This is a genomic window from Pseudomonas sp. MF09156, assembly GCF_059862305.1.
This window is the reverse complement of the sequence record NZ_JCBCUR010000030.1, coordinates 1-22,133: the sequence shown is the minus strand read 5'-3', so window position 1 is coordinate 22,133 and position 22,133 is coordinate 1. Positions and strand designations below refer to the sequence as shown.

General features: G+C 64.7%; 22 protein-coding genes and 2 pseudogenes. 14 read left to right on the top strand and 10 right to left on the bottom strand.

Features of this window, described 5'->3' with window-relative positions; genetic code table 11:
• From AC19YY_RS30075 to AC19YY_RS30045, 7 genes are read left to right on the top strand one after another with little or no spacing between them, the layout of a single operon-like run.
• Entirely contained in the window at window positions 1–396 is a 396-nt protein-coding gene (locus AC19YY_RS30075) for a TIGR03750 family conjugal transfer protein (protein ID WP_500605253.1), read from the top strand.
• A complete protein-coding gene (locus tag AC19YY_RS30070) occupies window positions 393–1,067 on the top strand; it encodes a PFL_4703 family integrating conjugative element protein (protein WP_500605252.1) in 675 nt (224 codons plus the stop codon). The genes AC19YY_RS30075 and AC19YY_RS30070 overlap by 4 nt, the downstream gene beginning before the upstream one ends.
• Window positions 1,064–1,939 carry a TIGR03749 family integrating conjugative element protein gene (locus AC19YY_RS30065; RefSeq protein ID WP_500605251.1) on the top strand — a complete coding sequence of 292 codons (876 nt, stop codon included), beginning with the start codon at window positions 1,064–1,066 and terminating at the stop codon, window positions 1,937–1,939. Before AC19YY_RS30070 ends, AC19YY_RS30065 begins: the two co-directional genes overlap by 4 nt.
• Window positions 1,929–3,350 carry a TIGR03752 family integrating conjugative element protein gene (locus AC19YY_RS30060; RefSeq protein ID WP_500605250.1) on the top strand — a complete coding sequence of 474 codons (1,422 nt, stop codon included), beginning with the start codon at window positions 1,929–1,931 and terminating at the stop codon, window positions 3,348–3,350. The genes AC19YY_RS30065 and AC19YY_RS30060 overlap by 11 nt, the downstream gene beginning before the upstream one ends.
• Window positions 3,331–3,750 (top strand): TIGR03751 family conjugal transfer lipoprotein, encoded by a 420-nt coding sequence (locus AC19YY_RS30055; RefSeq protein WP_500605249.1) that lies wholly within the window; start codon window positions 3,331–3,333, stop codon window positions 3,748–3,750. Before AC19YY_RS30060 ends, AC19YY_RS30055 begins: the two co-directional genes overlap by 20 nt.
• Window positions 3,750–6,617: a conjugative transfer ATPase gene (locus AC19YY_RS30050; RefSeq protein ID WP_500605248.1), complete on the top strand. Its 2,868-nt coding sequence runs from the start codon at window positions 3,750–3,752 to the stop codon at window positions 6,615–6,617. The genes AC19YY_RS30055 and AC19YY_RS30050 overlap by 1 nt, the downstream gene beginning before the upstream one ends.
• A gap of 12 nt (window positions 6,618–6,629) precedes the next feature.
• The gene (locus AC19YY_RS30045; RefSeq protein WP_500605247.1) at window positions 6,630–7,016 is read left to right on the top strand and encodes a hypothetical protein; all 387 of its coding nucleotides are present in this window, start codon (window positions 6,630–6,632) and stop codon (window positions 7,014–7,016) included.
• Between the two features lie 8 nt (window positions 7,017–7,024).
• Here AC19YY_RS30045 and AC19YY_RS30040 read toward each other — a convergent pair whose 3' ends face one another.
• Both AC19YY_RS30040 and AC19YY_RS30035 read right to left on the bottom strand, forming a co-directional pair.
• Window positions 7,025–8,041: a nucleotidyl transferase AbiEii/AbiGii toxin family protein gene (locus tag AC19YY_RS30040; RefSeq protein ID WP_500605246.1), complete on the bottom strand. Its 1,017-nt coding sequence runs from the start codon at window positions 8,039–8,041 to the stop codon at window positions 7,025–7,027.
• Complete coding sequence (locus AC19YY_RS30035) at window positions 8,034–8,645, bottom strand: DUF6088 family protein (RefSeq protein WP_022962990.1); 612 nt, start codon at window positions 8,643–8,645, stop codon at window positions 8,034–8,036. Before AC19YY_RS30035 ends, AC19YY_RS30040 begins: the two co-directional genes overlap by 8 nt.
• 444 nt (window positions 8,646–9,089) lie before the next feature.
• On the opposite strand from AC19YY_RS30035, the gene radC reads away from it, so the two are divergent.
• From radC to AC19YY_RS30005, 6 genes are all read left to right on the top strand, one after another.
• Complete coding sequence (radC, locus tag AC19YY_RS30030) at window positions 9,090–9,590, top strand: RadC family protein (RefSeq protein WP_500605245.1); 501 nt, start codon at window positions 9,090–9,092, stop codon at window positions 9,588–9,590.
• Window positions 9,591–9,757: 167 nt separating this feature from the next.
• A complete protein-coding gene (locus tag AC19YY_RS30025) occupies window positions 9,758–10,195 on the top strand; it encodes a TIGR03757 family integrating conjugative element protein (RefSeq protein WP_500605244.1) in 438 nt (145 codons plus the stop codon).
• Window positions 10,192–11,127: a TIGR03756 family integrating conjugative element protein gene (locus AC19YY_RS30020; protein ID WP_500605243.1), complete on the top strand. Its 936-nt coding sequence runs from the start codon at window positions 10,192–10,194 to the stop codon at window positions 11,125–11,127. The genes AC19YY_RS30025 and AC19YY_RS30020 overlap by 4 nt, the downstream gene beginning before the upstream one ends.
• Before the next feature lie 8 nt (window positions 11,128–11,135).
• The gene (locus AC19YY_RS30015) at window positions 11,136–12,536 is read left to right on the top strand and encodes an integrating conjugative element protein (RefSeq protein WP_500605242.1); all 1,401 of its coding nucleotides are present in this window, start codon (window positions 11,136–11,138) and stop codon (window positions 12,534–12,536) included.
• Complete coding sequence (locus AC19YY_RS30010) at window positions 12,533–12,862, top strand: hypothetical protein (RefSeq protein ID WP_500605241.1); 330 nt, start codon at window positions 12,533–12,535, stop codon at window positions 12,860–12,862. Before AC19YY_RS30015 ends, AC19YY_RS30010 begins: the two co-directional genes overlap by 4 nt.
• 12 nt (window positions 12,863–12,874) lie before the next feature.
• Window positions 12,875–14,389 carry a conjugal transfer protein TraG N-terminal domain-containing protein gene (locus AC19YY_RS30005; RefSeq protein ID WP_022962984.1) on the top strand — a complete coding sequence of 505 codons (1,515 nt, stop codon included), beginning with the start codon at window positions 12,875–12,877 and terminating at the stop codon, window positions 14,387–14,389.
• An 8-nt stretch (window positions 14,390–14,397) separates the two neighbouring features.
• Here the strand turns inward: AC19YY_RS30005 and AC19YY_RS30000 are convergent, their stop codons facing one another.
• The 3 genes from AC19YY_RS30000 to AC19YY_RS29990 are packed head-to-tail and all read right to left on the bottom strand — an operon-like array spanning window position 14,398 to window position 15,580.
• A complete protein-coding gene (locus AC19YY_RS30000; RefSeq protein ID WP_022962983.1) occupies window positions 14,398–14,775 on the bottom strand; it encodes a DUF3742 family protein in 378 nt (125 codons plus the stop codon).
• 29 nt (window positions 14,776–14,804) lie between these two features.
• Window positions 14,805–15,263, bottom strand: a complete 459-nt coding sequence (locus AC19YY_RS29995; RefSeq protein ID WP_028614875.1) for a type II toxin-antitoxin system YhaV family toxin — start codon at window positions 15,261–15,263, stop codon at window positions 14,805–14,807.
• A complete protein-coding gene (locus tag AC19YY_RS29990) occupies window positions 15,263–15,580 on the bottom strand; it encodes a type II toxin-antitoxin system PrlF family antitoxin (protein WP_022962981.1) in 318 nt (105 codons plus the stop codon). The genes AC19YY_RS29995 and AC19YY_RS29990 overlap by 1 nt, the downstream gene beginning before the upstream one ends.
• 311 nt (window positions 15,581–15,891) lie before the next feature.
• Between AC19YY_RS29990 and mobH the strand changes: the two genes are divergently transcribed.
• A complete protein-coding gene (mobH, locus tag AC19YY_RS29985; protein ID WP_028614874.1) occupies window positions 15,892–17,703 on the top strand; it encodes a MobH family relaxase in 1,812 nt (603 codons plus the stop codon).
• 426 nt (window positions 17,704–18,129) lie between these two features.
• On the opposite strand, the pseudogene AC19YY_RS29980 reads toward mobH, so the two are convergent.
• From AC19YY_RS29980 to AC19YY_RS29960, 5 genes and pseudogenes are all read right to left on the bottom strand, one after another.
• Window positions 18,130–18,600, bottom strand: a pseudogene (locus AC19YY_RS29980) (IS5 family transposase); the annotation flags it as partial.
• Between the two features lie 59 nt (window positions 18,601–18,659).
• The gene (gene ltrA / locus AC19YY_RS29975) at window positions 18,660–19,928 is read right to left on the bottom strand and encodes a group II intron reverse transcriptase/maturase (RefSeq protein ID WP_500605240.1); all 1,269 of its coding nucleotides are present in this window, start codon (window positions 19,926–19,928) and stop codon (window positions 18,660–18,662) included.
• A gap of 518 nt (window positions 19,929–20,446) precedes the next feature.
• A pseudogene (locus tag AC19YY_RS29970) lies at window positions 20,447–20,560 on the bottom strand (IS5/IS1182 family transposase); the annotation flags it as partial.
• Between the two features lie 124 nt (window positions 20,561–20,684).
• A complete protein-coding gene (istB, locus tag AC19YY_RS29965; RefSeq protein WP_500605239.1) occupies window positions 20,685–21,440 on the bottom strand; it encodes an IS21-like element helper ATPase IstB in 756 nt (251 codons plus the stop codon).
• 17 nt (window positions 21,441–21,457) lie between these two features.
• Window positions 21,458–22,133 (bottom strand): Mu transposase domain-containing protein (locus tag AC19YY_RS29960; RefSeq protein ID WP_500605238.1); only part of this gene is annotated, 676 nt, incomplete at its 5' end.

Sequence of the window (22,133 nt, the reverse complement as noted above, 5' to 3'; positions counted from 1 at the left end):
ATGGCTGAAGATATCCGCCTGGACGGGACGGTGCTGTTTCTGCCCCACCGCCTCAACCGTCACCCGGTGGTGGTGCGCGGGCTGACGGCGAATGAGCTGTGGGTCTGCGCAGGCTTGTCAGGGCTGATTGGCCTGGCGAGCGGCACGGCGCTGGCCATCCTATTCGCGATCATTGCCATCGTCCCCACGGCCATCCTGATTGCGGTCTGCGCAGGGATTTTCATCGGCGGCGGCGCACTGCGCCGGCTCAAGCGCGGCCGCCCCGAAACCTGGCTGTACCGGCAATTGCAGTGGTGGATCGCGCTCAACCTACCGCTGCTCGCAACCTTCACCGACGGCCATCTGCTGGTGACCCGTTCCGGTTACTGGACCACGCGCAGGAGCACGGCGTCGTGAGCCGGTTCAAGAACGAAGTGCTGCGGCTCGACGCCCACATCAGGACCCTGCGCATCGGGGCCAGCCTGCTGGTGATCTTGGCACTGGTCATGGGCATCGGCTGGTGGAGCGCGCCGCGCGACTTGACCATCCATGTGCCGCCAGACCTACGCTCGGGCAGTACGCGCCCGTGGTGGGACGTGCCGCCCGAGAGCGTGTACGCCTTCACCTTTTACGTCTGGCAGCAGCTGCAGCGTTGGCCGACCAATGGCGACGACGACTACCCGCGCAACCTGCACGCGCTGTCGCCCTACCTCACGCCCGCCTGCCAGGCTTTCTTGCAGCAAGACTACGAGTACCGCCGCAACAGCGGCGAGCTACGCCGGCGCGTGCGCGGCATCTACGAGATTCCCGGCCGCGGTTACGGCGACAACCCCACGCTGCGCGTGCGCACCATCTCCACCCGCGAATGGGTGGTGAACCTCGATGTCACGGCCGACGAGTACTACGCCTCGGAGCAGGTCAAACGCGCCCTGGTGCGCTACCCGCTGAAGGTCCTGCGCAGCGACGTCGACCCGCAGCGCAACCCATTCGGGCTGGTCATCGACTGCTACGAAGGCGCGCCGCAGCGCATTGCCAGCCCTGTCGATCCGGCGGCCACGCCCGCCCCTGCCCCGGAAAACACACCATGAACCGCTTCTTGCCCCTGGCCCTCGCGACGTTCGCGCTGGCCCCGTTCAGCATCGCCCAGGCCACCGAAATTCTACGCTGGGAGCGCCTGCCCTTGGCCCTGCCGCTGGTGGTCGATCAGGAACGCGTCGTCTTCGTCGAGCGCAATGTCCGCGTCGGCGTGCCGGCCTCGCTCGGCAATCGCCTGCGTGTACAGAGCGCCGCCGGTGCGATCTACCTGCTGGCCAGCGAGCCGATCGAACCAACCCGGCTGCAGCTGCAGGACGCCGATACCGGCACGGTGATTCTGCTCGACATCGCCGCCGAACCTGCCCAGGACGGTCAGCCGCCTCTGGAGCCGGTGCGCATCATTGAGGCAGTATCGGCCACATCACCCGCGACTGCCTCCGCGGCCGATGATGGCAGTGCCAAACCAGCTCCTGCACCGGCCACACCGCAGCCCGTGATCCTGACCCGCTACGCAGCCCAGAACCTCTACGCCCCGTTACGCACCGTCGAACCGGTGCCGGGCGTCACTCGCGCCACTCTGAGGCGCGACCTGCCGCTCGACACCCTGCTACCGACCCTGCCGGTACAGGCGCACGCGCTGGCGACCTGGCGCCTGGACAACCTGTGGGTCAGTGCTGTGCGCCTGCGCAACAGCGCCGCGCACTGGCTGGAGCTGGACCCGCGCGCGCTGCAGGGGCACTTCCTCACGGCGACCTTCCAGCATTCGACGCTGGGCCCGCGTGGCACGCCGGAGGACACCACCGTTGTCTACCTCGTCACCCGTGGACACGGCCTGGCACAAGCCCTATTGCCGAGCATTGCGCCCATCGACGCCGCCCTCAACCTACCCGTGCCATCACACCAGGGAGGCCGCGATGCACAGTAATGGCCTGCTCAAGTGGTTGATGATCCCCCTGGTGCTGTTGCTGGTGTTCGTCGGCGTCAAGCTGTTCTCCGGCGGCAACGACGCGCCCAGTACGCTGGAAGACGCAACCCGGCTCACTCCCGATGAAGCCAAAGCCCTCGGCATTGAGGGCGACACTCCGCGCGACACTGTGGCGACGCTGGTCGCCCAGGTTCGCCAACTGCGCACCGAGTTGCAGACCGCACTGAGTGACAACAAGGTGCAGCGCGACGAGAACCAGCGCTTGCGCCAACGCGAAGGGGCCATCGACCAGCGCATCCAGAGCGCGCTCGACAGCGAGCGCAACCAGCTGCACCAGGGCCGCCAGCAGCTCAGCAGCGAACGCCAGCAAACCCAGGGCCTGCTGCAGCAACTGCAGCAGCGGCTCGATGGCATCGGCACGGATGGCCACGCCGATCTGCCGGTCGGCCTGGGTCTTGAGCCCAGCGACGGCCTGCCTGGCGACACCCTGCGCTGGATCGAGCCGGAAGACCGGCGTGACGATGGCCAGCCGCGCACGGCCGGCAATGCCGGCAACTTCAGTTTTCCCACCAGTTTCGGGCCGGCGCAGAAGACGCTGGAAAGCACCGCCAGCTCCGCCGTCGACGCCGGTCGCCGCGCAGCGGGCGTAGCGGAGACGACGGCGGTTTACACCGTGCCAACCAACTCGACCCTGATGGGCTCGATCGCCATGACGGCGCTGATCGGCCGCGTCCCCATCGATGGCACCGTCAACGACCCCTACCCCTTCAAAGTCCTGATCGGGCGGGACAACCTCACCGCCAACGGCATCGACATTCCGGACGTGGCCGGTGCCGTGGTCAGCGGCACGGCCTCGGGCGACTGGACGCTGTCCTGCGTGCGCGGGCAGATCCGTTCGGTCACCTTCGTTTTCGAGGACGGCACCATCCGTACCCTGCCGAACGACGACGAGCGCGGCGGCAACCGCCAGAACAACGGCGGCAACAACACCCAGGACGGCATGGGCTGGATCAGCGACCCGCATGGCATCCCCTGCGTATCCGGCCAGCGGCGCAGCAACGCCCAACAATACCTTGGCTCGCAGGCCCTGATCACGGCGGCCGGAGCTGGAGTCGCCTCGCTGATCGACGCCGATAGCGGCCAGGTCTCCTATATGAGCAGCGACGGCTCGGTCGGCACCGTGGGCATCGGCGCCAACGAGGCCATGGGCCGCATCCTCGCCGGTGGCGTGCAGGACATGTCCGCCTGGGTCAACAAGCTCTACGGCCAGGCGTTCGCCGCCGTCTACGTCAAGCCCGGTGCCCAGGTAGCCGTGCACCTCGAACAACCCCTGACCCTCGACTACGACCCCGCCGGTCGCCGCGTCGATCACCGCCTTGGAGGGCTCTCCCATGCGCAAGAACTGGACTGACGGCCTGGCCCTGCTGGCCATGGCGCTGCTGCTCGGTGGCTGCGCCACCAGCAAGGAAGAACTGCTGCCACACGACGACACCACGATGCACGATATCTGGACCGTCGAGACCGGCGGCGGCAGCGCCCGGCACCTGCTCGATGCGCGTCAGGCCCTGCGCCGGCCGCTGAACGAAGCCGATCTACAGGCTGCGCTGGCCGTGCAGACCCGCTACACGCGCACGGCGGCCAACGAGATCTACCGGCAGTTCCACCGCCTGCCCAATCCCGATCTGCTGATGTACGTGTTCCCCCACCTGGCCGGCAGCGACCCGGTGCCGGTGCCCGGCTACACCACGCTGTTTCCCCTGTACCAGCGGGTGCAGTACGCCCTGCCCGGCGAACGGCTGGAGGACTACTGATGGCCTGGCCGCGGTTCAAGCGCCGGCCCCAGGCCAAGGCACCCGCCCCACCTGCAGACGCCTGGGCGCGCCACGTCGCCGAGTTGCACGCCCAGGGCCTGACCGAGCCCGGTGCTGCACAGAGCGCGCATCGGCCGGCTACCCAGGCCGATGAGCAGGCACTCTACGCGGTTGCCCCCTCGTTCACCAACCTGCTGCCGTGGGCCGAGTACCTGCCCGAGTCGCAGTGCATGCTGCTGGATGACGGCACCTCGGTCGCCGCCTTCTACGAACTGCTGCCGGTCGGCACCGAGGGGCGCGAACCGGCCTGGCTGCTGCAGGTGCGCGACACTCTGGAAAACGTGCTGCAGGATGCCTTCGACGAGCTGGAAGACAACCCCTGGGTCGTGCAGTTCTACGCCCAGGACGACCCCAACTGGGAGCGCTACCTCGACGCGCTGCGCAAATACGTTCAGCCGCGCGCCCAGGGCAGCGCCTTCACCGCGTTCTACCTGCGCTTCTTCGCCCATCACCTGCAGGCCATCGCCAAACCGGGCGGGCTGTTCGAGGATCGCACCGTCACCCGCCTGCCCTGGCGCGGGCAAACCCGGCGCACCCGGCTGGTCGTCTACCGCCGGGTCGGCCAGGCCCCGCAGCGCCGCGGGCAATCGCCCGTGCAGGCGCTCAACCGGGTGTGCGAGCGCCTCATCGGCAGCCTGGCCCATGCCGGTGTGCGCGCACGGCGGCTGGGCGCGGCGGACATCCACGCCTGGCTGTTGCGCTGGTTCAACCCACATCCGACCCAGCTCGGTGAAAGTGCCGAAGACCGCGAACGCTTCTATGCCCTGACCCGCTACCCGGACGAACAGGAGCCCGGCGAGGTCGAGCTGGCCAGCGGCACGGATTTCAGCCAGCGCCTGTTCTTCAGCCAGCCGCGCTCGGAGGTCGCCCAGGGTCTGTGGTACTTCGATGGCATGCCGCACCGCGCCATTGCCGTCGACCGCCTACGCAGCCCACCCAGCACCGGCCATGTCACCGGCGAAACGCGCAAGGGTGAGGCGATCAACGCCCTGTTCGACCAACTGCCGGAAGACACCATTCAGTGCCTGACGTTGGTCATCACCCCGCAGGACGTGCTCGAAGCGCACCTCAACCAGCTGGGCCGCAAGGCCGTCGGCGACACCCTCGCCTCGGAACAGACCCGCGCCGATGTACAACAGGCCCGCAGTCTGATCGGCAGCGCCCACAAGCTGTACCGCAGCGCCCTGACCTTTTACCTGCGCGGCCGCGACCAGGCGGAACTGGACGCTCGCGGCCTGCAACTGGGCAACGTGCTGCTCGGCGCCGGCTTGCAGCCGGTGCGCGAAGAAGACGAGGTGGCCCCGCTCAACACCTACCTGCGCGGGTTGCCCGGCGTCTACGACCCGGCAAAAGACCGGCAGCAGTGGTACACCCAGTTGATGTTCGCCCAGCATGCGGCGAACCTGGTGCCGCTGTGGGGGCGCAGCCAGGGCACCGGCCACCCCGGCATCACCCTGTTCAATCGCGGCGGAGGGCCGATCACCTTCGACCCGCTCAATCGCCTCGACCGGCAGATGAACGCCCATCTTTTTCTCGCCGGCCCGACCGGCTCTGGCAAGTCGGCCACGCTGAACAATCTGCTCAACCAGATCACCGCCATCTACCAACCGCGGCTGTTTATCGTCGAGGCGGGCAACTCCTTTGGCCTGTACGGCGATTTCGCCGCGCGGCTGGGCCTCAGCGTGCACCGGGTCAAGCTCGCGCCTGGCGCCGGGGTCAGCCTGGCGCCCTTCGCCGACGCGCAGCGTCTGGTGGAAACGCCCAGCCAGGTACAGACGCTCGATGCCGATGCCCTGGACGACGAGCACGCGGCGCTCGAGGGCGACGAGCAGCGCGACGTGCTCGGTGAGCTGGAGATCACCGCGCGACTGATGATCACCGGTGGCGAGGACAAGGAAGAAGCGCGCATGACCCGCGCGGATCGCAGCCTGGTCCGCCAGTGCATCCTCGACGCCGCGCGGCTGTGCGTGGACGCGCAGCGCACGGTGCTCACCCGCGACGTGCGCGATGCGCTGCGCGAGCGCAGCCGCGATACCAGCCTGCCCGAGCTGCGCCGGGCCCGGCTGCTGGAAATGGCCGATGCCATGGACATGTTCACCCAGGGCAGCGATGGCGAGATGTTCGACCGCCCCGGCACGCCCTGGCCCGAGGCCGACATCACCATCGTCGACCTGGCCACCTATGCCCGCGAGGGCTACAACGCGCAGCTCTCCATCGCTTACATCTCGCTGATCAACACGGTCAACAACCTCGCCGAGCGCGACCAGTTCCTCGGCCGCCCCATCATCAACGTCACCGACGAGGGCCACATCATCACCAAGAACCCGTTGCTCGCGCCCTACATCATCAAGATCACCAAGATGTGGCGCAAGCTGGGCGCCTGGTTCTGGCTGGCGACGCAGAACCTCGACGACCTGCCCAAGGCCGCCGAGCCGATGCTGAACATGATGGAGTGGTGGCTGTGCCTGGGCATGCCGCCGGATGAGGTGGAGAAGATCGCCAGATTCCGCGAACTCACCCCGGCGCAGAAAGCCCTGATGCTCTCGGCCCGCAAAGAGGCCGGCAAGTTCTCGGAGGGGGTGATCTTGTCGCGCAGCATGGAGCTGCTGTTTCGCGCGGTGCCGCCCAGCCTCTACCTCGCGCTCGCGCAAACCGAACCGGAAGAAAAAGCCGAGCGTTACCAGCTCATGCAGCAACACGGCATCAGCGAACTCGACGCCGCGCTCAAGATCGCCGAGAACATCGACCGGGCGCGTGGCATCACCTCACTGCCGCAGGACTGGATCATCCCGCAGCCGCCCCATTGAGGAATCCGCAGCATGTACAAACAGCCCATCTCTGGCAGAATCGGCCACTTCTCTGGAACCCGTCCCCTCGATATGCCGCTGCCCTACGACATCCTGCGTCTATTTACCTCAGCGCAGGGCTATCTCGTCGAGATCCAACACCTGGCAGGCCAGGCCGCTGCGGCACCCGCCACGCGGGAATGGCTGTGGGTCACGGATCGCTCCGTCACCAGCCTGCGTACCCTGCACACAGAAGGCAATACGCCGCAGGTGCACCATTTCCGTGAAGCACGGTTGCAGCTCAAAGGCATACGCGCACAGCTGGTGTGGCCCAACGGTGACCGCCATGCGCTCATGGCCTGTTCGATGCCGGCGCTGCCCGCCGCGCAACACCAGCTCATTCACAATCATCTGAGTTGAGGCGCGCCTCAGCGTCCTTGGTTGATCTGCTGCTCCAGCGCAGCCAGGCGCTCGATGATGCGTTCGAAGGGCAGCGTCTCGCCGTAGAACATCTGCGCGGCCAGCATCGCCTGATAGTCATCGCGCAGCGCGCCGAGCAGCGCCGCCTCCGGCACGAGCCGCAGCCCACCGGCCGCGCACCGGTCGTAGTGGCTGTGGCCACTGCGGTAGAAGGTCTCCTTGATGCTCAGCACATCGCGCAACAGCTCGGTGTCGGGCACGGCCTGACGACCGACGTCATGATCCGCCAGGCGCGCCAAGTCGTACCAGTGCCGCGACAGCCGCTCGGCACCTGCACGGATCTGCGGGCGATGGCACTCGACATGGATCAGCGTCGCCTTCTCCCAGAACGTTCGCATGGGCGACAGCACGACGACCTCCGCACTCGGAAACGCCAGCTCCGGCACATGCGTGGCCACGTCCGGCACGATGGCCAGCCTGTCCTGCGGCAGGGTCGCATTGCGGCCGCCAAACTCGATCAGCACGCTGGGGCGCAGGTAGGCATCCGTGTTGTCCACCGCGCTCGGGTAGTAGAGCCAGAGTTTTTCCGCATCCTCACTGACCTCAATGGCGATCTCCCTCCTCGGCAGCGCCTGAGCCAGGGCCTCGCGCAGCGCCGGCACCAGTTCCCCGGTCACATGCTGCGCCAAGGCGGCCTTGAGCTGGTCGGACAAGCGCCGGCGCTGGTTGCTGCCGAGGGTCGCCAGTTCCGGCACGTCATTGACCAGGCTGCGGTAATCGACGGTGACATCGATGTCCTCGGAGAAACGCTCGACGGCCTGATAGACCTTGGACAGCGACGTGCCACCCTTGAACGCCATCGGCTTGCGGCACGGCAGGCTGAACAGAAGCCCTAACACCTGACACAACCAGATGTCCTTCTCCAGGATTTCAGCCCGACGCCCCAGCACCGGGGCCAAGCCGTGCAACAGCTCGGCCTGCTCCGCCAGGGAAAGATCGAAATAGCGCTCGCTACCCTCAGCCATGCGCGACCTCGCCACGTTCATAGCTGCTCAGCGCCGCTACCATCCAGGCCGGCATCACCGCCTTCGCCTGGCGCAGCGCCTCAAACTCGCTGCCCGATAGCCTCTCGGCGATACGCTGGAAGGTCGCGGGTGTCACCTGATGCCGCCCCAGGTACCACAGCGCGGACAGCGCCTGCCCGGCAGCGCGCCCAGCCAGCACCAGCTTGCGCGGAGCCACGTGCTGCAGGCGCACAACCATCTTGCCCAAGCGCACCGTGCGCGACGAACCCGTGGTGTAGAACACCGGCTGCGCCGGTACCTGTGTCGAAAGTCCAAAGCGCCGCGCAGCCTCGGCGCCATGCACCTCGATGGTCGCCCCCTCACTCGCGGCAAGCGCTTGCGCCACCTTCTCCGGAGCCGGCATGGCTTTGATGCCGAAGCGCCCCACCTTGGGCACGCTATACAGGCCATGGCCGATACGCTCGATATGGCCAACCTTGGTTAGACGCATCAGTGTCTGGTCGACGGCCGCGCGCGAGCCCACCCCGGCGAACAGGGCTGGGGTAAAGGGCTCACCGGCAGGCTGTGCCGCGATGCGTTCTCGAATGGCCTGGGCTGTACTCATATCAACCTCCTGTTTGTTAGATATTCTTGCTAAAAATCTAACAATATGCAAGTTAACCGCTCCCTGTCGGTCGGCGGCTGCCCTGATATTGAGAGGCGAGCACAGGCTTCGCTGAAACGCTGTCGCCTGATGGAACCTCACTGCTCATGATGCTGATCGCCGTTGCCGGCGACCCAGGAAAAATCGGACACGCCGTTTTCCGATTCTTTGTCGTGCGCCTCGCCGCACTGCGTTCGACTGATGCAGCAAGTCGGTAGCCAGGGTCTTCAAGGCTATGGCGCTGCACTGCCGCGCTGACCCGCCTCGTTCGCCTCGCATCCCTGTGCGAACAGCCATCGCCAAGGCGGTGGTGGATGCCCAGTTCATCTCGACACCATCCCTATCGTCCTCGGAGAAAAGCCCTCCACGGGCGCACCTCCGGACTCTCCCACGGAGGTCTATGCCATGCTCACATCCCTAGCCCGTCTCGACTCCCCAGCAGAACCCTGCTCTGCATCGGTCCTCGCGTACGAGAACCGCATCATCGCGCAAGCCATTGCCATACTGGAACGCCGGCTGTTCGCCGACGGCCCGCCGATGTCGGATCCACAGGTCACCGGCGACTATCTGCGCCTGAAGCTGATGCCGGAACCCAGCGAAGTCTTCGTCGCCGTATTTCTGAATTCCAAGCATCAGGTCATCGCCTGTGAAACGCTGTTCAGAGGCACCATCGATGCCGCTCAAGTCCATCCCCGTGTGGTGGTTCAGCGGGCGCTGCAGCATAACGCCTCCGCTCTGATCGCGGCCCATCAACATCCGTCAGGCTGCTCCGCCCCCTCATCCTCGGATGAGCGCCTGACCCAGCGCCTGAAAAGTGCACTGGAGTGCGTGGACGTGCGCTTGCTGGATCACTTCATCATCGGCAAAGGCCAGCCGTTCTCGTTCGCGGCCAATGCTCTGCTGTAGTCCCTCGTCGCGACGCGACGCCTCCTCCCCACCTGCACAGAGTCGGCCGCCCACTCGGGCGTGCCGGCTCGCGATTAAATCGGCGCGCCGCGATTCCCGTTTGTTTGTCGTCGCGCCCTCGACCTGCGAGTCAACTGTCCGCACAGTCCACCTCAGGGTCCTTCGACATGCCAGCCAAACGTCCCTGCCTGCTTCCATTGCGCAAGCACCCACGTGCCACAGCGCTGTGCGCCGCGCTACTTTGCCCCCTGGCGCAGGCCGCTGACATCCTGGTCGTCACCGATAGCCAGCACCCGGTTCAAGCCGCCGATGGTGCTCGGCTGATCGAGCTGGACCACCCCGCACGCCTACAGGCCGAGCTGGGCGCCCATTTACCTGCCGATCCCTCGCGCGGCGGCACCCTGGTGCAACAGCGATTGAAAAACGGAGGCATCGAACTGCAACAACGCCTCGGCGCGGCCTATCAGGGGGTAGTCAATGCCTGGAGTCTTGGCGTGACAACGATTCCTGCGGTGATCGTGGATCACCGCTATGTGGTTTATGGCGAGCCGGACGTCGCCAAGGCGGTTGCGCTGATCGAAGCGCACCGAAGGACGCAGCCATGATGCGCTCTTCCCGCCTGCGCGCCGGCATCGCCACCATCTTGCTGACGACGGGAGCGCCGTCGATCGCGCTCACCACGGCGACCATTGCCGCCTCGACGCTCTCGCCGGACTGCCTGGAATACCGCGTGGTCGGCATCTGCTTCTGGCTGCGCTGCACGAGTTCCGGCTGCTCAGTGAAAACCTCGGTCAAGGTGCGCCACTTCGTGCCGGATGCGGTGGTGTCCAGCTACGCCAGCACTGGCGCCAATCCGTGGCTGGAGGTGCGGCCGATGAGCCAGCCCAACGCCACGGCACAGGCCGGCGGCGACGGCACGACCAACCACGACCACGAAAACAACCTGGCCAAGTTCAAGAACGCCGACGTGATCGGCCATCCCGGCGGCTATGTGTTCAGCCAGTTCGCCTCCCGCTTCGGCTACAGCTGCGAAGGGGCCGGCACCGCCTTCATGCCCTACCTGTTGAGCACCCTCGACACCCTCGCCTGGCGTTACAACATCCCCGAGATGCTCTACCCGGAGGCGCTGACACCTGGCGAGCGCGAGATCGGCAGCCGCACCGACGGCAATCTCTGGGGCAACGTCTACCCGCGCGGCGGTTTTCTGCACCAGAGCGACGACTACCTGGCAGGGGCCGTGGTGGCCCAGCGCGCCGGCGATATTGTCACCCGCCACGGCCAACTCCACGTCTACCAGCCGCTGCTCGCAAACGCCAAGGACGGCTACTGGCCAGCCGGCGCGTTGCTCGAAAGCGACGCGCAGACGGGCAAGTGGCAGGAGCTGACGCCGACGCTCTCCCGCACCTGCGCGGTCTTCCCGCACAGCGACGCCCGCGTACAGGCGCAGCAGGGCGATTACGCCTGGGCGCTGTGGCGGCCCTACAGCTGCTGCAAACGCGAAGGCCAGGTGTTTCTGGGCAGCGTCGATTTCGACTGAGGCAAGTCATGACAATCCGTCCCGTGTCCTCGCCCCGCTCTATTCTGCGCCCCGCCCTGCTGGCCGCCTTGGTACTGGCCTGCGCCAGCGCGTCGGCCCAGACCAGCGTCAACCAGTACGGTGTGCAACACCAGGGCTCCGTGATCGGTGACGACCTGCTGTATTCGATCGGCGGCGGTCGCGCCGTGTCGATGACTCCGGCATCCGCGATGCGCTCCATCGGCGTTGGCGTGGGCTGGAACAGCAACCTGATGTGCGGCGACATGTCGATTTCCACCACCATCCAGAACCAGTTGAACGGCCTGACCAACGGCTTTCAGACCATCATGTCGTCGGTGATCCAGAACGCCACCGCCGCGGTCGCCTCCTTGCCGGCGCTGATCATCCAGCGGGCCGATCCCGGGCTGTACAACCTGCTGACCAACGGCGTGCTGCAGGCGCGCCTGGACTTCGACCGCTCCAAGCTGACCTGCCGCGCCCTGGCCGAGAAGATGGCCGACGTGGCTGGCGGCCAGGTGGGCTGGAGCCAACTCGCCGACGGCATGGTGCTCACCCAAGCCGTCGCCAGTAGCGACGCCGTATCCGCCATCGAGCAGACCGAAACCAGCCGCGGCAATGACGGTGTGACCTGGGTCGGTGGCCGCAATGCCGGCGGCGCCGGGCAAGATCCGATTCGTGTCATCAGCGACGTGACCCGCGCCGGCTACAACCTGGTCAACGGGCGCGATGTCGATGACGCCAGTTCGATCAATCCTGTCCAGTGTGGCGGCAACCTGAGCTGCCAGGCCTGGAGCTCGCCGGCGGCTGCCGCGGCATGGGCTGTACGGGTGCTGGGCGAGCAGGAGCAGCGCACCTGCGAAACCTGCAGCAAAACCGTAACCACACCGGGCGTGGGCCTCACCCCGCTGATCCAGGAGGAATACGAAAGCAAGCTCGCAGCACTGCAGGCGCTGATCAGCGGCAGCCGCCCCCTGAGCCTCGATAACCTGCAGGCGGCCGGCAGCGCCTCCCTGCCCATCACCCGCGGGGTGATCGAAGCGTTGCGCGACGAGCCTGACCAAGACATTCTGGCTCGACGCCTCGCCTCGGAAATCGCACTGTCCAGCGTGCTGGAAAAAGCCCTGTTGTTGCAGCGCACGCTGCTGACCGGGCGCAAGGAACCGAACGTTGCGGCCAACGACCTCGCGCAGAAAGCGGTATCGCAGGAAAGCGACCTGCTCGACCGCGAGATCCACAACCTGAAAACCGAGCTGGAACTGCGTCGTGATCTGGCCAGCAATTCGCCCAGCGCCATCATCCAGCGGCACAGCGCACGCTCCGCCGGCTCTCGCGCCATCTATGAGGGCGACCCGGCTCCCGACCGGCTCGATCAGCTGCAGCGCCCAGCCCAGACCGGAGGCACCCCATGAATGGGCTGCGGCTGCGCCGCGCAGGCCTGGTGCTGCTGAGCGCCCTCCTCGTCCTGCTGGCCGCCGGCGCCGCCAATGTCATCGGCATCCAGCTGGCCGGCGGCATCGACGCTTGGCAAGCCTGGCTGGTCGCGCACAGCACGCATTTCCTGGCCTGGCGGCTGTTGCTCTATGCCGGCACCGCCTGGGGCTGGGTCTGGATGCGTCGCCGCGTGCTGGCACGCGAGCCGGACGCCGGCACTCGGCGGCGCCTGCTGCGGGCCGAACTGGCCGCCGTGGTCGCGGTGGCTGCGCTGGAACTCAGTTCTTATCTGCAGGCGGGATGACCGGAGGCTGCGATGACGCTCTACACCACCGATTACCTGGAGTACTACCTGACCCTGGTGAGCTGGGTCGTTCACAACGGCATCTGGGCCGTGCTGATCGCCAGCGGCGCCTTCGCCATCCCGTTCCTCGCTATCGTGCTTCAGGAGTGGCTCAAGGCCCGCGCCGAAGGGGCCGACGAAGGCAACAAAGGCGCGCTGTCGGCCGTGCGCATCGAGAACCGCATCTTCGTCGCCATCGTGGTCATCCTGTTCGCGGGCATGCCGTTTATCGACGTCAGCTTCAACACCCTGCAGTTCGATCGCACCCGCTCGGTGCAATGCCAGGTCAACGTGCCACTGCCATCGGCCACCGGCTGGTCGCAGTCCTTCAGCACCCTTAACAACCAGTCGGCCAAGGTGCCGGTGTGGTGGGCCTTCATGCACACCGCCTCGCGCGCGCTCACCGGTGCGGCGGTGGCAGCGATTCCTTGCGGCACCGACTTGCGGCAGATGCGCATGACGGTCGACGCCACGCGCATCGCCGACCCGCTGCTGGCCCAGGAGGTGAGCGATTTCACCCATGACTGCTACGGACCGGCGCGGGCCAGGCTCTTCATGAATCGCCCGGCGCTGGATGAGGAGCAGATGCACGACGTGACGTGGATCGGTTCGCGCTTCTTCCTCGACACGGCGGGCTACTACGACACCTACCGCGCCAAGACTCCGCGCGAGGGCTGGCCTTACGACAGCAACCGCGATGCGGGCCTGGCGCAGGTACCCAGCGGCGCGGGTTATCCGACCTGCCGGCAATGGTGGTCTGACAGCCACGGCTTGCGCGTCCGCCTGTTGCAACAGGTAGATCCCAGCCTGCTGAGCCGCATCGGCGGCTGGGCCAGCTTCCTGTCGCAGGAGCAGGTCGACGACTCGGTGATTCGCGCCATCGCATCGCCCAGGCAACAGAAGCTGAATCAAGGTGCGGTCTACAGTGACTACGGCGGCCAGATCGAGATGAGCGTCCCTAATGTCGCCACCCGCGCAGTCAGTGACGTCGGCCTGACCATCGGCTCCATGGCGTTCTTCCCGGCCATGGATGCCATGCGCCAGGCCCTGCCGATGGTGCTGGCCCTGCTCAAGATGGCACTGGTGATCTGTATCCCGCTGGTGCTGCTGATCGGCACCTACGACCTCAAGACTGTGGTCACGATCAGCATCGTGCAGTTCGCGCTGTTTTTCGTCGATTTCTGGTTCCAGCTCGCGCGCTGGATCGACTCGACGATCCTGGATGCCCTTTACGGGTGGGGCTGGGGATCGAATCGCCCGCATGCGAACTTCGATCCGCTGATCGGGCTCAACAACACCTTCGGGGATATGATCGTCAATTTTGTGATGGCGACAATGTTCTTGGCACTGCCAGCATTCTGGATAGGCGCCCTTGGTTGGGTCGGCGTGCATGCCGGCATCATGGCGAACAATCTGTCAGATGGAGCAAAGGGCGCGGCAAATGCGGGAGGGAAAGGACCTGGGGCGGTGTCGGGCAAACTCAGATAATCGAACGATCAGTCGTCTTTGTCATCCGGGTAGTCGGGGTGCGCAACGTCGTTGTAGAGCACCGGATCGTATCCTGGCGTTTTCCTGAGTTCATCCAGGTCCGTGAACGGCCATTCGAACTCTTCATCCAGAGCACCACGTTGCGCAGCCCAGGCGGCAATTATGGTGATTACCAACAACAGAGCCAGCCAGAACATGGCGTACAGCAGCACGACCAGAACAGCCAGCTTCACGCCCCACAGCAGCGCCGTCGCCGCACCTGCGGACAGGCCGCGCGCCACCAGCCAGCCGGCGACCTGACGTTCACGACAAACGAAGCCCCGCCACATCCCGCCGATCCGACGGCCGAAGCGTTCTGCGTTGCTGATGCGGGCTTTCGTGTCCATCGTCATCACCTGCTACATGTGTTGGCTGGTTACTCCAGTTTGCTCCAATCCTGATGGCTCGCAGTCACCAATGCGTTCCAGTCATCGGGCGGATTGCCTCGCCCCAGCATCTTCTCGAACACCGCATAGGGATCGGATTTGCTGCCTGCCGAGCGCAGGGTCTGCTCGTCGTTGACCCAGGCGAACACGATCACCTTCGTCCTGGAGTCGTAGCGGAAAAACAGACGGAATCGCCGTCCGATCTTCGCGCGCCGCCAGTGGCGGTACGCCGGCCCCAGGGTATTGCCCTGGCGGAACTCGTCGCGCGAGGGATCGCTCGGCACGACGTCCATAATCAACTGGCTCAGCGCCCGGAACAACTTCACGTTGGCATTGGCTTCGAACCCTTGCGGGTCGCTCCGCTCGGCCCGTTCCGCGGCCGCCTGCAGCTTGCGCAACTGCTCGATCACACCCTCGTGAAACAGCAACGTCCAGCCATGCCGCTGGATCACAGCGCCACGTCGCCTTCGATGTCCTCATCCAGATTCACCGCCCGGCCCGCGCTCGCCAGCATAGCCCGCGCAAGATCCTCAGGTAGCGCCTGGACATGCCGGCCGGCCCGGATGTCCGCTTCCAGCAGGCCCAGAAAGGCTCCGATCGCAGGGTCTTCATGCTCAGCGTCCGCTCGGGACACAATGACTTCGCCTGCGCGCAGATCGAAAGCCACCTTTGCGCCAGTCTCCACACCCAGCACCTGCCGGATGGGCTTGGGCAGCGTAATCTGGCCCTTGGAGGTCAGCGTGGCGATTTCATGGATCTCAGGCATCGTAGCTCTCCCGGTAGCAATGCCTACAAAGTAAGGTTTTATCCTTACCTCGTCAACCTGACTGAGCATGGCACCTCCTTCGCTCGAAAAGGAAAGCGCCATCGTAGATTCGCCACAGGTCGCCTTCCCACCTCAATCCGACTTGAGCCAAACCGCATTGGTTGTGGTTCTCCAGCAGCTGCCGCCCTATACCGAAAGGCTTCCGTAAAGGCCAAAGGGCTGGAAAGGGGCAAGGGAATGGGGCCAAGGGGAAAGGCCCTACCCGAAAAGGCCAAAAGGCTCTCCCGCCCCCCCCATCACAGGGACTCGCCATGCTCTCGCTGTTCCAGCACAAAAGGGGCTCACCAACCACCGGAGCGCCGTCTACTCCAGCCAGCGAACCTGCCCCAGGTCTGACGCAGCCACAGTCGGCGTCCTCACTGCTGGCCACACACCGCCGGCAACGCCTGCTGGAACACATCTGGCAGCGCACCTCGCTCTCACACAAGCAGTTCACCGCGCTGTACCTCGCCCCCTTGGAGCGCTACGCGGAGCTGGTCCAACAGTTCCCCGCCTCCGAGAGCCACCACCACGCCTACCCTGGCGGCATGCTGGACCACGGCCTGGAAATCGTCGCCTATGCGCTCAAGCTGCGGCAGTCCTATCTGCTGCCTACCGGCACCACCCCCGAAGATCAGGTCGTGCAGGCAGAAGCCTGGACCGCCGCCATCGCCTACGCCGCACTGCTGCATGACATCGGCAAGGTAGCTGTCGACCTTCATGTCGAGTATGCCGACGGCACCCATTGGCACCCTTGGCACGGCCCGCTGACCCAGCCTTACCGATTCCGCTATCACCAGGAGCGCGAGTACCGGCTGCACAGCGCCGCAACAGGCCTGCTCTACCGGCAGGTGCTCGATCGCGGGACTCTCGACTGGCTCAGCAGCTATCCCCCACTTTGGTCTGCCCTGCTGTATGTCCTGGCCGGCCAGTACGAGCATGCCGGCGTCCTCGGCGAGCTGGTGATTCAGGCTGACCGCGCCTCGGTTGCCCAGGCACTCGGCGGCGATCCGGCACGGGCCATGACGGCGCCCAAGCATGCCCTGCAGCGCAAACTACTCGAGGGCCTGCGCTACCTCTTGAAAGAGGAACTGAAACTTAACCAGCCTGGAGCTTCGGACGGTTGGCTGACCGCGGATGCGCTGTGGCTGGTCAGCAAAACGGTCTCGGACAAGCTGCGCGCCCACCTGCTGGCCCAGGGCATCGACGGCATCCCCGCCAACAACACTGCCGTGTTCAACGTGTTGCAGGACCACGGCATGCTGCAACCCACGCCGGATGGCAAAGCGATCTGGAGGGCGACAATCATCAGCGAGGCCGGCTGGTCGCACACATTCACACTGCTGCGGCTGGCCCCGGCCCTGATCTGGGAAGGAGGCGATCGGCCAGAGCCGTTCACCGGTGCCGTCACGATAGAGGTGGAGCCCAGCGATGCACCTGCAGAACCATCCACCGATAGCAGTAACGCCTCACTGGCAGTGAACGCCGCACCTGCTGCTCCTGCTGCCGATAGCGTCGACACCCTGCTGGCATTGCTCGGCACCTCCGATGCCGAACCGACACCGCAAGAACCGAAGGTTGAACCATCGCCGGCAACCTGCGCCGATGAGCTGCCCGCTCCTTCCCAAGAGACCGACTTAACGCCGCCGGAATCCGCTCTTTCGCCCACCAAGAGCAGCGGAAATTCACGGGAACCACCTTCCGGCGAACACTTCATGGCTTGGCTGCGGCAGCGCACCCACAGCCGCAAGCTCATCATCAACGACTCCCAGGCTCTGGTGCATACCGTGGCCAATACGGCATTCCTGGTCAGCCCGGGTGTGTTTCAGCGCTACGCACAAGAGCACCCACAAACTGCTGCACTCGCCAAGCAGGATCAGGGAGCAGACTGGCAGTGGGTACAAAAGCGCTTCGAGAAACTACAACTGCACCGCAAGCAAGACAATGGTCTGAACATCTGGACGTGTGAGGTGAGGGGCCCGCGCAAGTCGCGGAGGCTGCATGGCTATTTGCTGACTACCCCGAGACACCTGTTCGACGTTTCGCCACCAAACAACCCCTATCTGGTTCTGTTGAAGCTATAGAAAAACCTGCCGCCACCCGATTCGTAGGCTGATAATCTCCGACTCATTCAATCGCCGGGAGGCGCGGGGCGATGCCTCCTCATCCCATAACCCGCTTCGGCGTTAAAACCCAAGGCAGGAGCCGTATGCGGTAATTCCGCACGTACGGTTCTGTGCGGGGGCGGCAGGTAACTGCCGTCCCTACCGCGACCGATCCATCTGTACCCAGAAGGAGATCGGCTCTTGATCGGGCTTACAACGGCTTGAGCCGTGTGCGGTGAAAGTCGCACGTACGGTTCTTAGGGGGCCTAGGGATCCTCTGAAGTAGCCATGCATTTCTGGCTGACTTCAGCTTCCGCTGATTTTGAAAGCGGAAAAACGATCAGATCACCCGCTTATTTTGTATTTTTAGCCGCCGCACGCACCTCGCGGCAGCTATTGCCCATATTACGGGCGTACCTCTCCTGCATTGGTCAGTAAATGTTTGCGCGCCATCCACAGGTTCGAAAGGGCGAACAGCGTCACCAACTGCGCCGTGTTCTTTGCCAGACCACGGAACCGCGTCTTCACATGACCAAACTGCCGCTTGATTACCCGGAACGGGTGCTCGACCTTAGCGCGAACCTGGGCTTTGGACTTCTCGATCTTGCGTTTGACTTTGTATAGCGTGCTGCGCTTGTCGAGTTTCTTGTAGGTACTGCGGCGTGCCGCCACCTGCCAGATCACTGCGCCGCCCTCATGCTCGGAGCGCTTTTCGACACCGGTATAACCGGCATCGGCGCAGACCACGTTCTCCTCGCCGTGCAGCAGCTTGTCGACTTGAGTGACGTCCGCCACGTTGGCCGCCGTGCCCACCACGCTGTGCACCAATCCAGACTCATCGTCGACACCAATATGCGCTTTCGCGCCGAAGTGGTGAGTCGGCCGCGGGAACTGCCCCCGCAGCCGCTCGCAGAACCGTACGTGACACTCTCGCGTCATACGGCTCCCGTTATCCAACCTTGCTGGCCGGCCACTCGCCAGTGATGGAACAGCCGGGGTGCCACCGTCCGCATCTTGTCCAGCCATTGGCTAATGCGCCGCTTGCGCCTGTGAAGGGCCTTGTACTTTCGTCGACCCCAGCGTTCAAGTGCGCGGTCAATGTGCTGGAAGATGCCAAGCATGGCTGTCCGATAGAACGCGCCATAGTATTGCCACCACCCCTGTATCACCGGATTGTAGAGCCGAGCCACGTCGGCCAGCGTCACGTGGGTTTGGCGATTGAGTCGCCACCTGCGCACCGCTTGCCGCATCCGCTTCAAGGCATCCGCACTGGCTCCCGGAAGGAAGCTCGTGAAGAGCCGGTCTTGTTTGCTGAGTGCCTTCCTCGGCCTAAAGGTGAAGCCGAGGAAGGTAAAGCTCACATGCGGATAGTCTGCGCGACGGTTACTGTCCTTGCAGTACACGACCTTCGATTTCTCTGGGTGCATCGTCAAGCCACAGACAGCCAGCCGTGAAGCGATGGAGCGCATCACGTACTCCGCTTGCTTCTGGCTGCGGCAATGCACCACCGCATCATCGGCGTAGCGGGCATACGGGCAGTTAGGGCTGGTACGTTGCATCCAGGTGTCGAAGGCATAGTGCATGAACAGGTTCATCAGGAGGGGACTGATCACTCCGCCTTGCGGGGTGCCGCGTTCGCGTGGGACGCGCACGCCGTCCTCCGTTTCGAACGGCGCAACCAGCCACCGCTCGATGTACAGAAGAATCCAGTCCTCCTTGATGTGCGCGCGCACCGCCTTCATCAGCAACCCATGATCGATGTGATCGAAGGCTGCCTTGATATCAAACTCCACCACCCAGTCGTATCGCCAGCAGCGCTCACGCGTGATGGCCACTGCCTGCTTCGCTGATCGTCCCGGCCGGTACCCATAAGAGTCCGAATGGAAGATCGAGTCCAGCTCCGGCTCGATGAGAAGCTTGACCACGGTTTGCGCGACACGGTCTCCGACTGTGGGCACCCCCAGCTTGCGCGTGCCTCCCGATGCCTTGGGAATCTCTACCTGCTTCACCGGAGGTGGGAAGTACGACCCCGACGACATTCGATTCCACAGCTTGTAGAGATTCTTGGACAGGTCCCGCTCGAAATCGGCGATGGTTTCATCGTCGATGCCGGCCGCACCGCGGTTGGCCCTGACTTGTTGGTAGGCTTCCCATACCGTGCGCTTCGCTATGTCATAAGGTTTCGCCGAGCTCACGCCGTTCATCCCCTGCGGTTGGCAGCGCTCGTCGGCAGGATAACGCCGCCCCTTCGCTCCACCTCCATTACAGAGGCTTCATCGCTACTACGGGAGGCTCCGCCCCTTGCTCCAGCATCGGTATTCTTCCTCATGGTGTTGGCCATTTGTCATTTTCCTTCGCATCTGGAACAAGGTTCTCACGTTCCGTACCAAAGCCTGTATGAAGATCATGCCGCCTATACACCGGCTGCCATCGGGTCCGTAAGCAGGTAACGTCCCGACTCGTCCTGAAGCCAGTACTCAACCTCAGTTTCGACAGCACCTTTGGGCATAACGATGCGTCATCGGACGGTTTGCTTTCGCTCATCTTCTCCATACTCACCTGCCATCCTCGGGGGATGACTTTTCCTCGGTCGCTCACCACACCTTTTGGATGCAGCAGCACCGGGTGGTTTGAAGCCCGCTCCTGCAAGCCGACTTCGGAAGACCTACTTCCATCTTCGCTACAGCATCACAGGTCATTTGACCTGTGTTCGTGACACACAGTACTGTTTGCCTTTCTTGGTCTGATGCATTTCCGGATCGCGCTTGCCATCCTTGTTCTTGGTCGAGCTCGGTGCATTGATCAGCGTGGCATCGACGATGGTGCCCTGGCTGCGGATTCCACGCCATCCGGCCACCCAGTCCACGCTCATCCGGCCGGGCATTCCACGCACATCTGGCCATCTGTTCCACGACCATTCGGACAGGCAGTCGGAGCGCAGCGACGCAGGGATGGCATTGTTATTCCGAGGTGCCCGACGTCGTCAATTTCTTCGCCCGTTTGCGCATCGACTCACCCTTGAGGTTGATCCGATAAGCGTTGTGCACCAGGCGGTCGAGGATGGCGTCGGCCAGGGTCGGATCGCCGATCAGTTCGTGCCAGTTGTCCACCGGCATCTGGCTGGTGACCAGGGTCGAGCGCTGGCCGTAGCGGTCGTCCAGCAACTCCAGCATGTCGCGCCGTTGTTCGGTGGTGAACGGGGCCAGGCCCCAGTCATCGAGGATCAGCAGGTCGGTCTTGGCGTAGCTGCTCATCAGCTTGGCGAAGCGCCCGTCGCCGTGGGCCAGACCCAACTCTTCCAGCAGGCGCGGCAAACGCAGGTAACGCACGCTGTAGCCCTCTCGGCAGGCCTGGTGGGCCAGGGCGCAGGCCAGCCAGGTTTTGCCCACGCCGGTGGGGCCGCCGATGATCAGGTTGAGGCCGTCGCGTAGCCACTGGCCGCCGCTCAGTTGCAGGATCAGCGCCTTATCCAGTCCGCGCGGGCTGCGGTAGTCGATGTCTTCGAGGCAGGCGTTGTGCTTGAGCCGGGCTTGGCGCAGGCGGCTGCTCAGGCGCTTGTCATCGCGTTCGGTCAGCTCGCGGTCGACCAGCAGGCCGAGGCGTTCCTCGAAGCTCAGGCTGTCGATGTCCGGGGTTTTCAGTTGCTCAGCGAAGGCTTTGAGCATGCCGTGCAGGCGCAGGGTTTGCAGCTTGTCCAGGGTCGGATGGGGCAGCATGGTGGGATTCCTTGTGTTCAGTGGTAGTAGCCAGGGCCGCGCAGGTTGGCGTGGTCGTCCGGCAGCAGGGGCAGGTGCTGCTGGGCCAGCGGCAGGTTTTCCAGACCCTGGCGCAGGATCGATTCGAGGCTCTTGTAACTGCACGCGCCGAGGCTGAGGGCGCGTTGGCAGGCCAGCTCCAGGCGCTCCTCGCCGTGGTGCTTGCCTAGGCGCAGGATGCCCAGGCAGGCGCGGTAGCCATGCTGCGGATGGACGCGCCGTTCGAGGATGTGGCCGATCACGCCGGCAGTGTTCGGCCCGGTCTGCTCGGCCCAGCGGATCAGCCGTTGTGGCGTCCACTCGGCGTGCTCGCGATGGCTCTTGGGCATGTGCTCGGTCTGCGTGCTGTGCCGACCCTTGTGCGGGGAGCGCAGGTGGCTGGCGACCCGCTGATTGGCGTGGAAGCATTCGACTGTGCGCGCCGTCAGGCGTACCTCCAGTTGCTTCTTCACCAGTTGGTAGGGCACCGAGTAGTAATGCCCATCGACCTCGACGTGGTAGTCGATGTGCACCCGCGCCTTCTTCCACTCGGCATAGACGTAGGGCTGCTCCGGCAGTGGGCGCAGCGCTGGCCGATCCAGGGCTTCGAAGGCCGAGTGCCGGGAGCCCGGCAGCTTGCGAAACGGGCGTCGGTTGAGCCGCTCCAACAGCGTT

Bases quoted from the DNA above. Each gene is read 5' to 3' on its own strand.
- AC19YY_RS30075 (WP_500605253.1), top strand. From the start codon at position 1: ATGGCTGAAGATATCCGCCTGGACGGGACGGTGCTGTTTCTGCCCCAC.
- AC19YY_RS30065 (WP_500605251.1), top strand. From the start codon at position 1,064: ATGAACCGCTTCTTGCCCCTGGCCCTCGCGACGTTCGCGCTGGCCCCG.
- AC19YY_RS30060 (WP_500605250.1), top strand. From the start codon at position 1,929: ATGCACAGTAATGGCCTGCTCAAGTGGTTGATGATCCCCCTGGTGCTG.
- AC19YY_RS30055 (WP_500605249.1), top strand. From the start codon at position 3,331: ATGCGCAAGAACTGGACTGACGGCCTGGCCCTGCTGGCCATGGCGCTG.
- AC19YY_RS30050 (WP_500605248.1), top strand. From the start codon at position 3,750: ATGGCCTGGCCGCGGTTCAAGCGCCGGCCCCAGGCCAAGGCACCCGCC.
- AC19YY_RS30045 (WP_500605247.1), top strand. From the start codon at position 6,630: ATGTACAAACAGCCCATCTCTGGCAGAATCGGCCACTTCTCTGGAACC.
- AC19YY_RS30040 (WP_500605246.1), bottom strand. From the start codon at position 8,041: ATGGCTGAGGGTAGCGAGCGCTATTTCGATCTTTCCCTGGCGGAGCAG.
- AC19YY_RS30035 (WP_022962990.1), bottom strand. From the start codon at position 8,645: ATGAGTACAGCCCAGGCCATTCGAGAACGCATCGCGGCACAGCCTGCC.
- radC (WP_500605245.1), top strand. From the start codon at position 9,090: ATGCTCACATCCCTAGCCCGTCTCGACTCCCCAGCAGAACCCTGCTCT.
- AC19YY_RS30025 (WP_500605244.1), top strand. From the start codon at position 9,758: ATGCCAGCCAAACGTCCCTGCCTGCTTCCATTGCGCAAGCACCCACGT.
- AC19YY_RS30020 (WP_500605243.1), top strand. From the start codon at position 10,192: ATGATGCGCTCTTCCCGCCTGCGCGCCGGCATCGCCACCATCTTGCTG.
- AC19YY_RS30015 (WP_500605242.1), top strand. From the start codon at position 11,136: ATGACAATCCGTCCCGTGTCCTCGCCCCGCTCTATTCTGCGCCCCGCC.
- AC19YY_RS30010 (WP_500605241.1), top strand. From the start codon at position 12,533: ATGAATGGGCTGCGGCTGCGCCGCGCAGGCCTGGTGCTGCTGAGCGCC.
- AC19YY_RS30005 (WP_022962984.1), top strand. From the start codon at position 12,875: ATGACGCTCTACACCACCGATTACCTGGAGTACTACCTGACCCTGGTG.
- AC19YY_RS30000 (WP_022962983.1), bottom strand. From the start codon at position 14,775: ATGGACACGAAAGCCCGCATCAGCAACGCAGAACGCTTCGGCCGTCGG.
- AC19YY_RS29990 (WP_022962981.1), bottom strand. From the start codon at position 15,580: ATGCCTGAGATCCATGAAATCGCCACGCTGACCTCCAAGGGCCAGATT.
- mobH (WP_028614874.1), top strand. From the start codon at position 15,892: ATGCTCTCGCTGTTCCAGCACAAAAGGGGCTCACCAACCACCGGAGCG.
- ltrA (WP_500605240.1), bottom strand. From the start codon at position 19,928: ATGAACGGCGTGAGCTCGGCGAAACCTTATGACATAGCGAAGCGCACG.
- istB (WP_500605239.1), bottom strand. From the start codon at position 21,440: ATGCTGCCCCATCCGACCCTGGACAAGCTGCAAACCCTGCGCCTGCAC.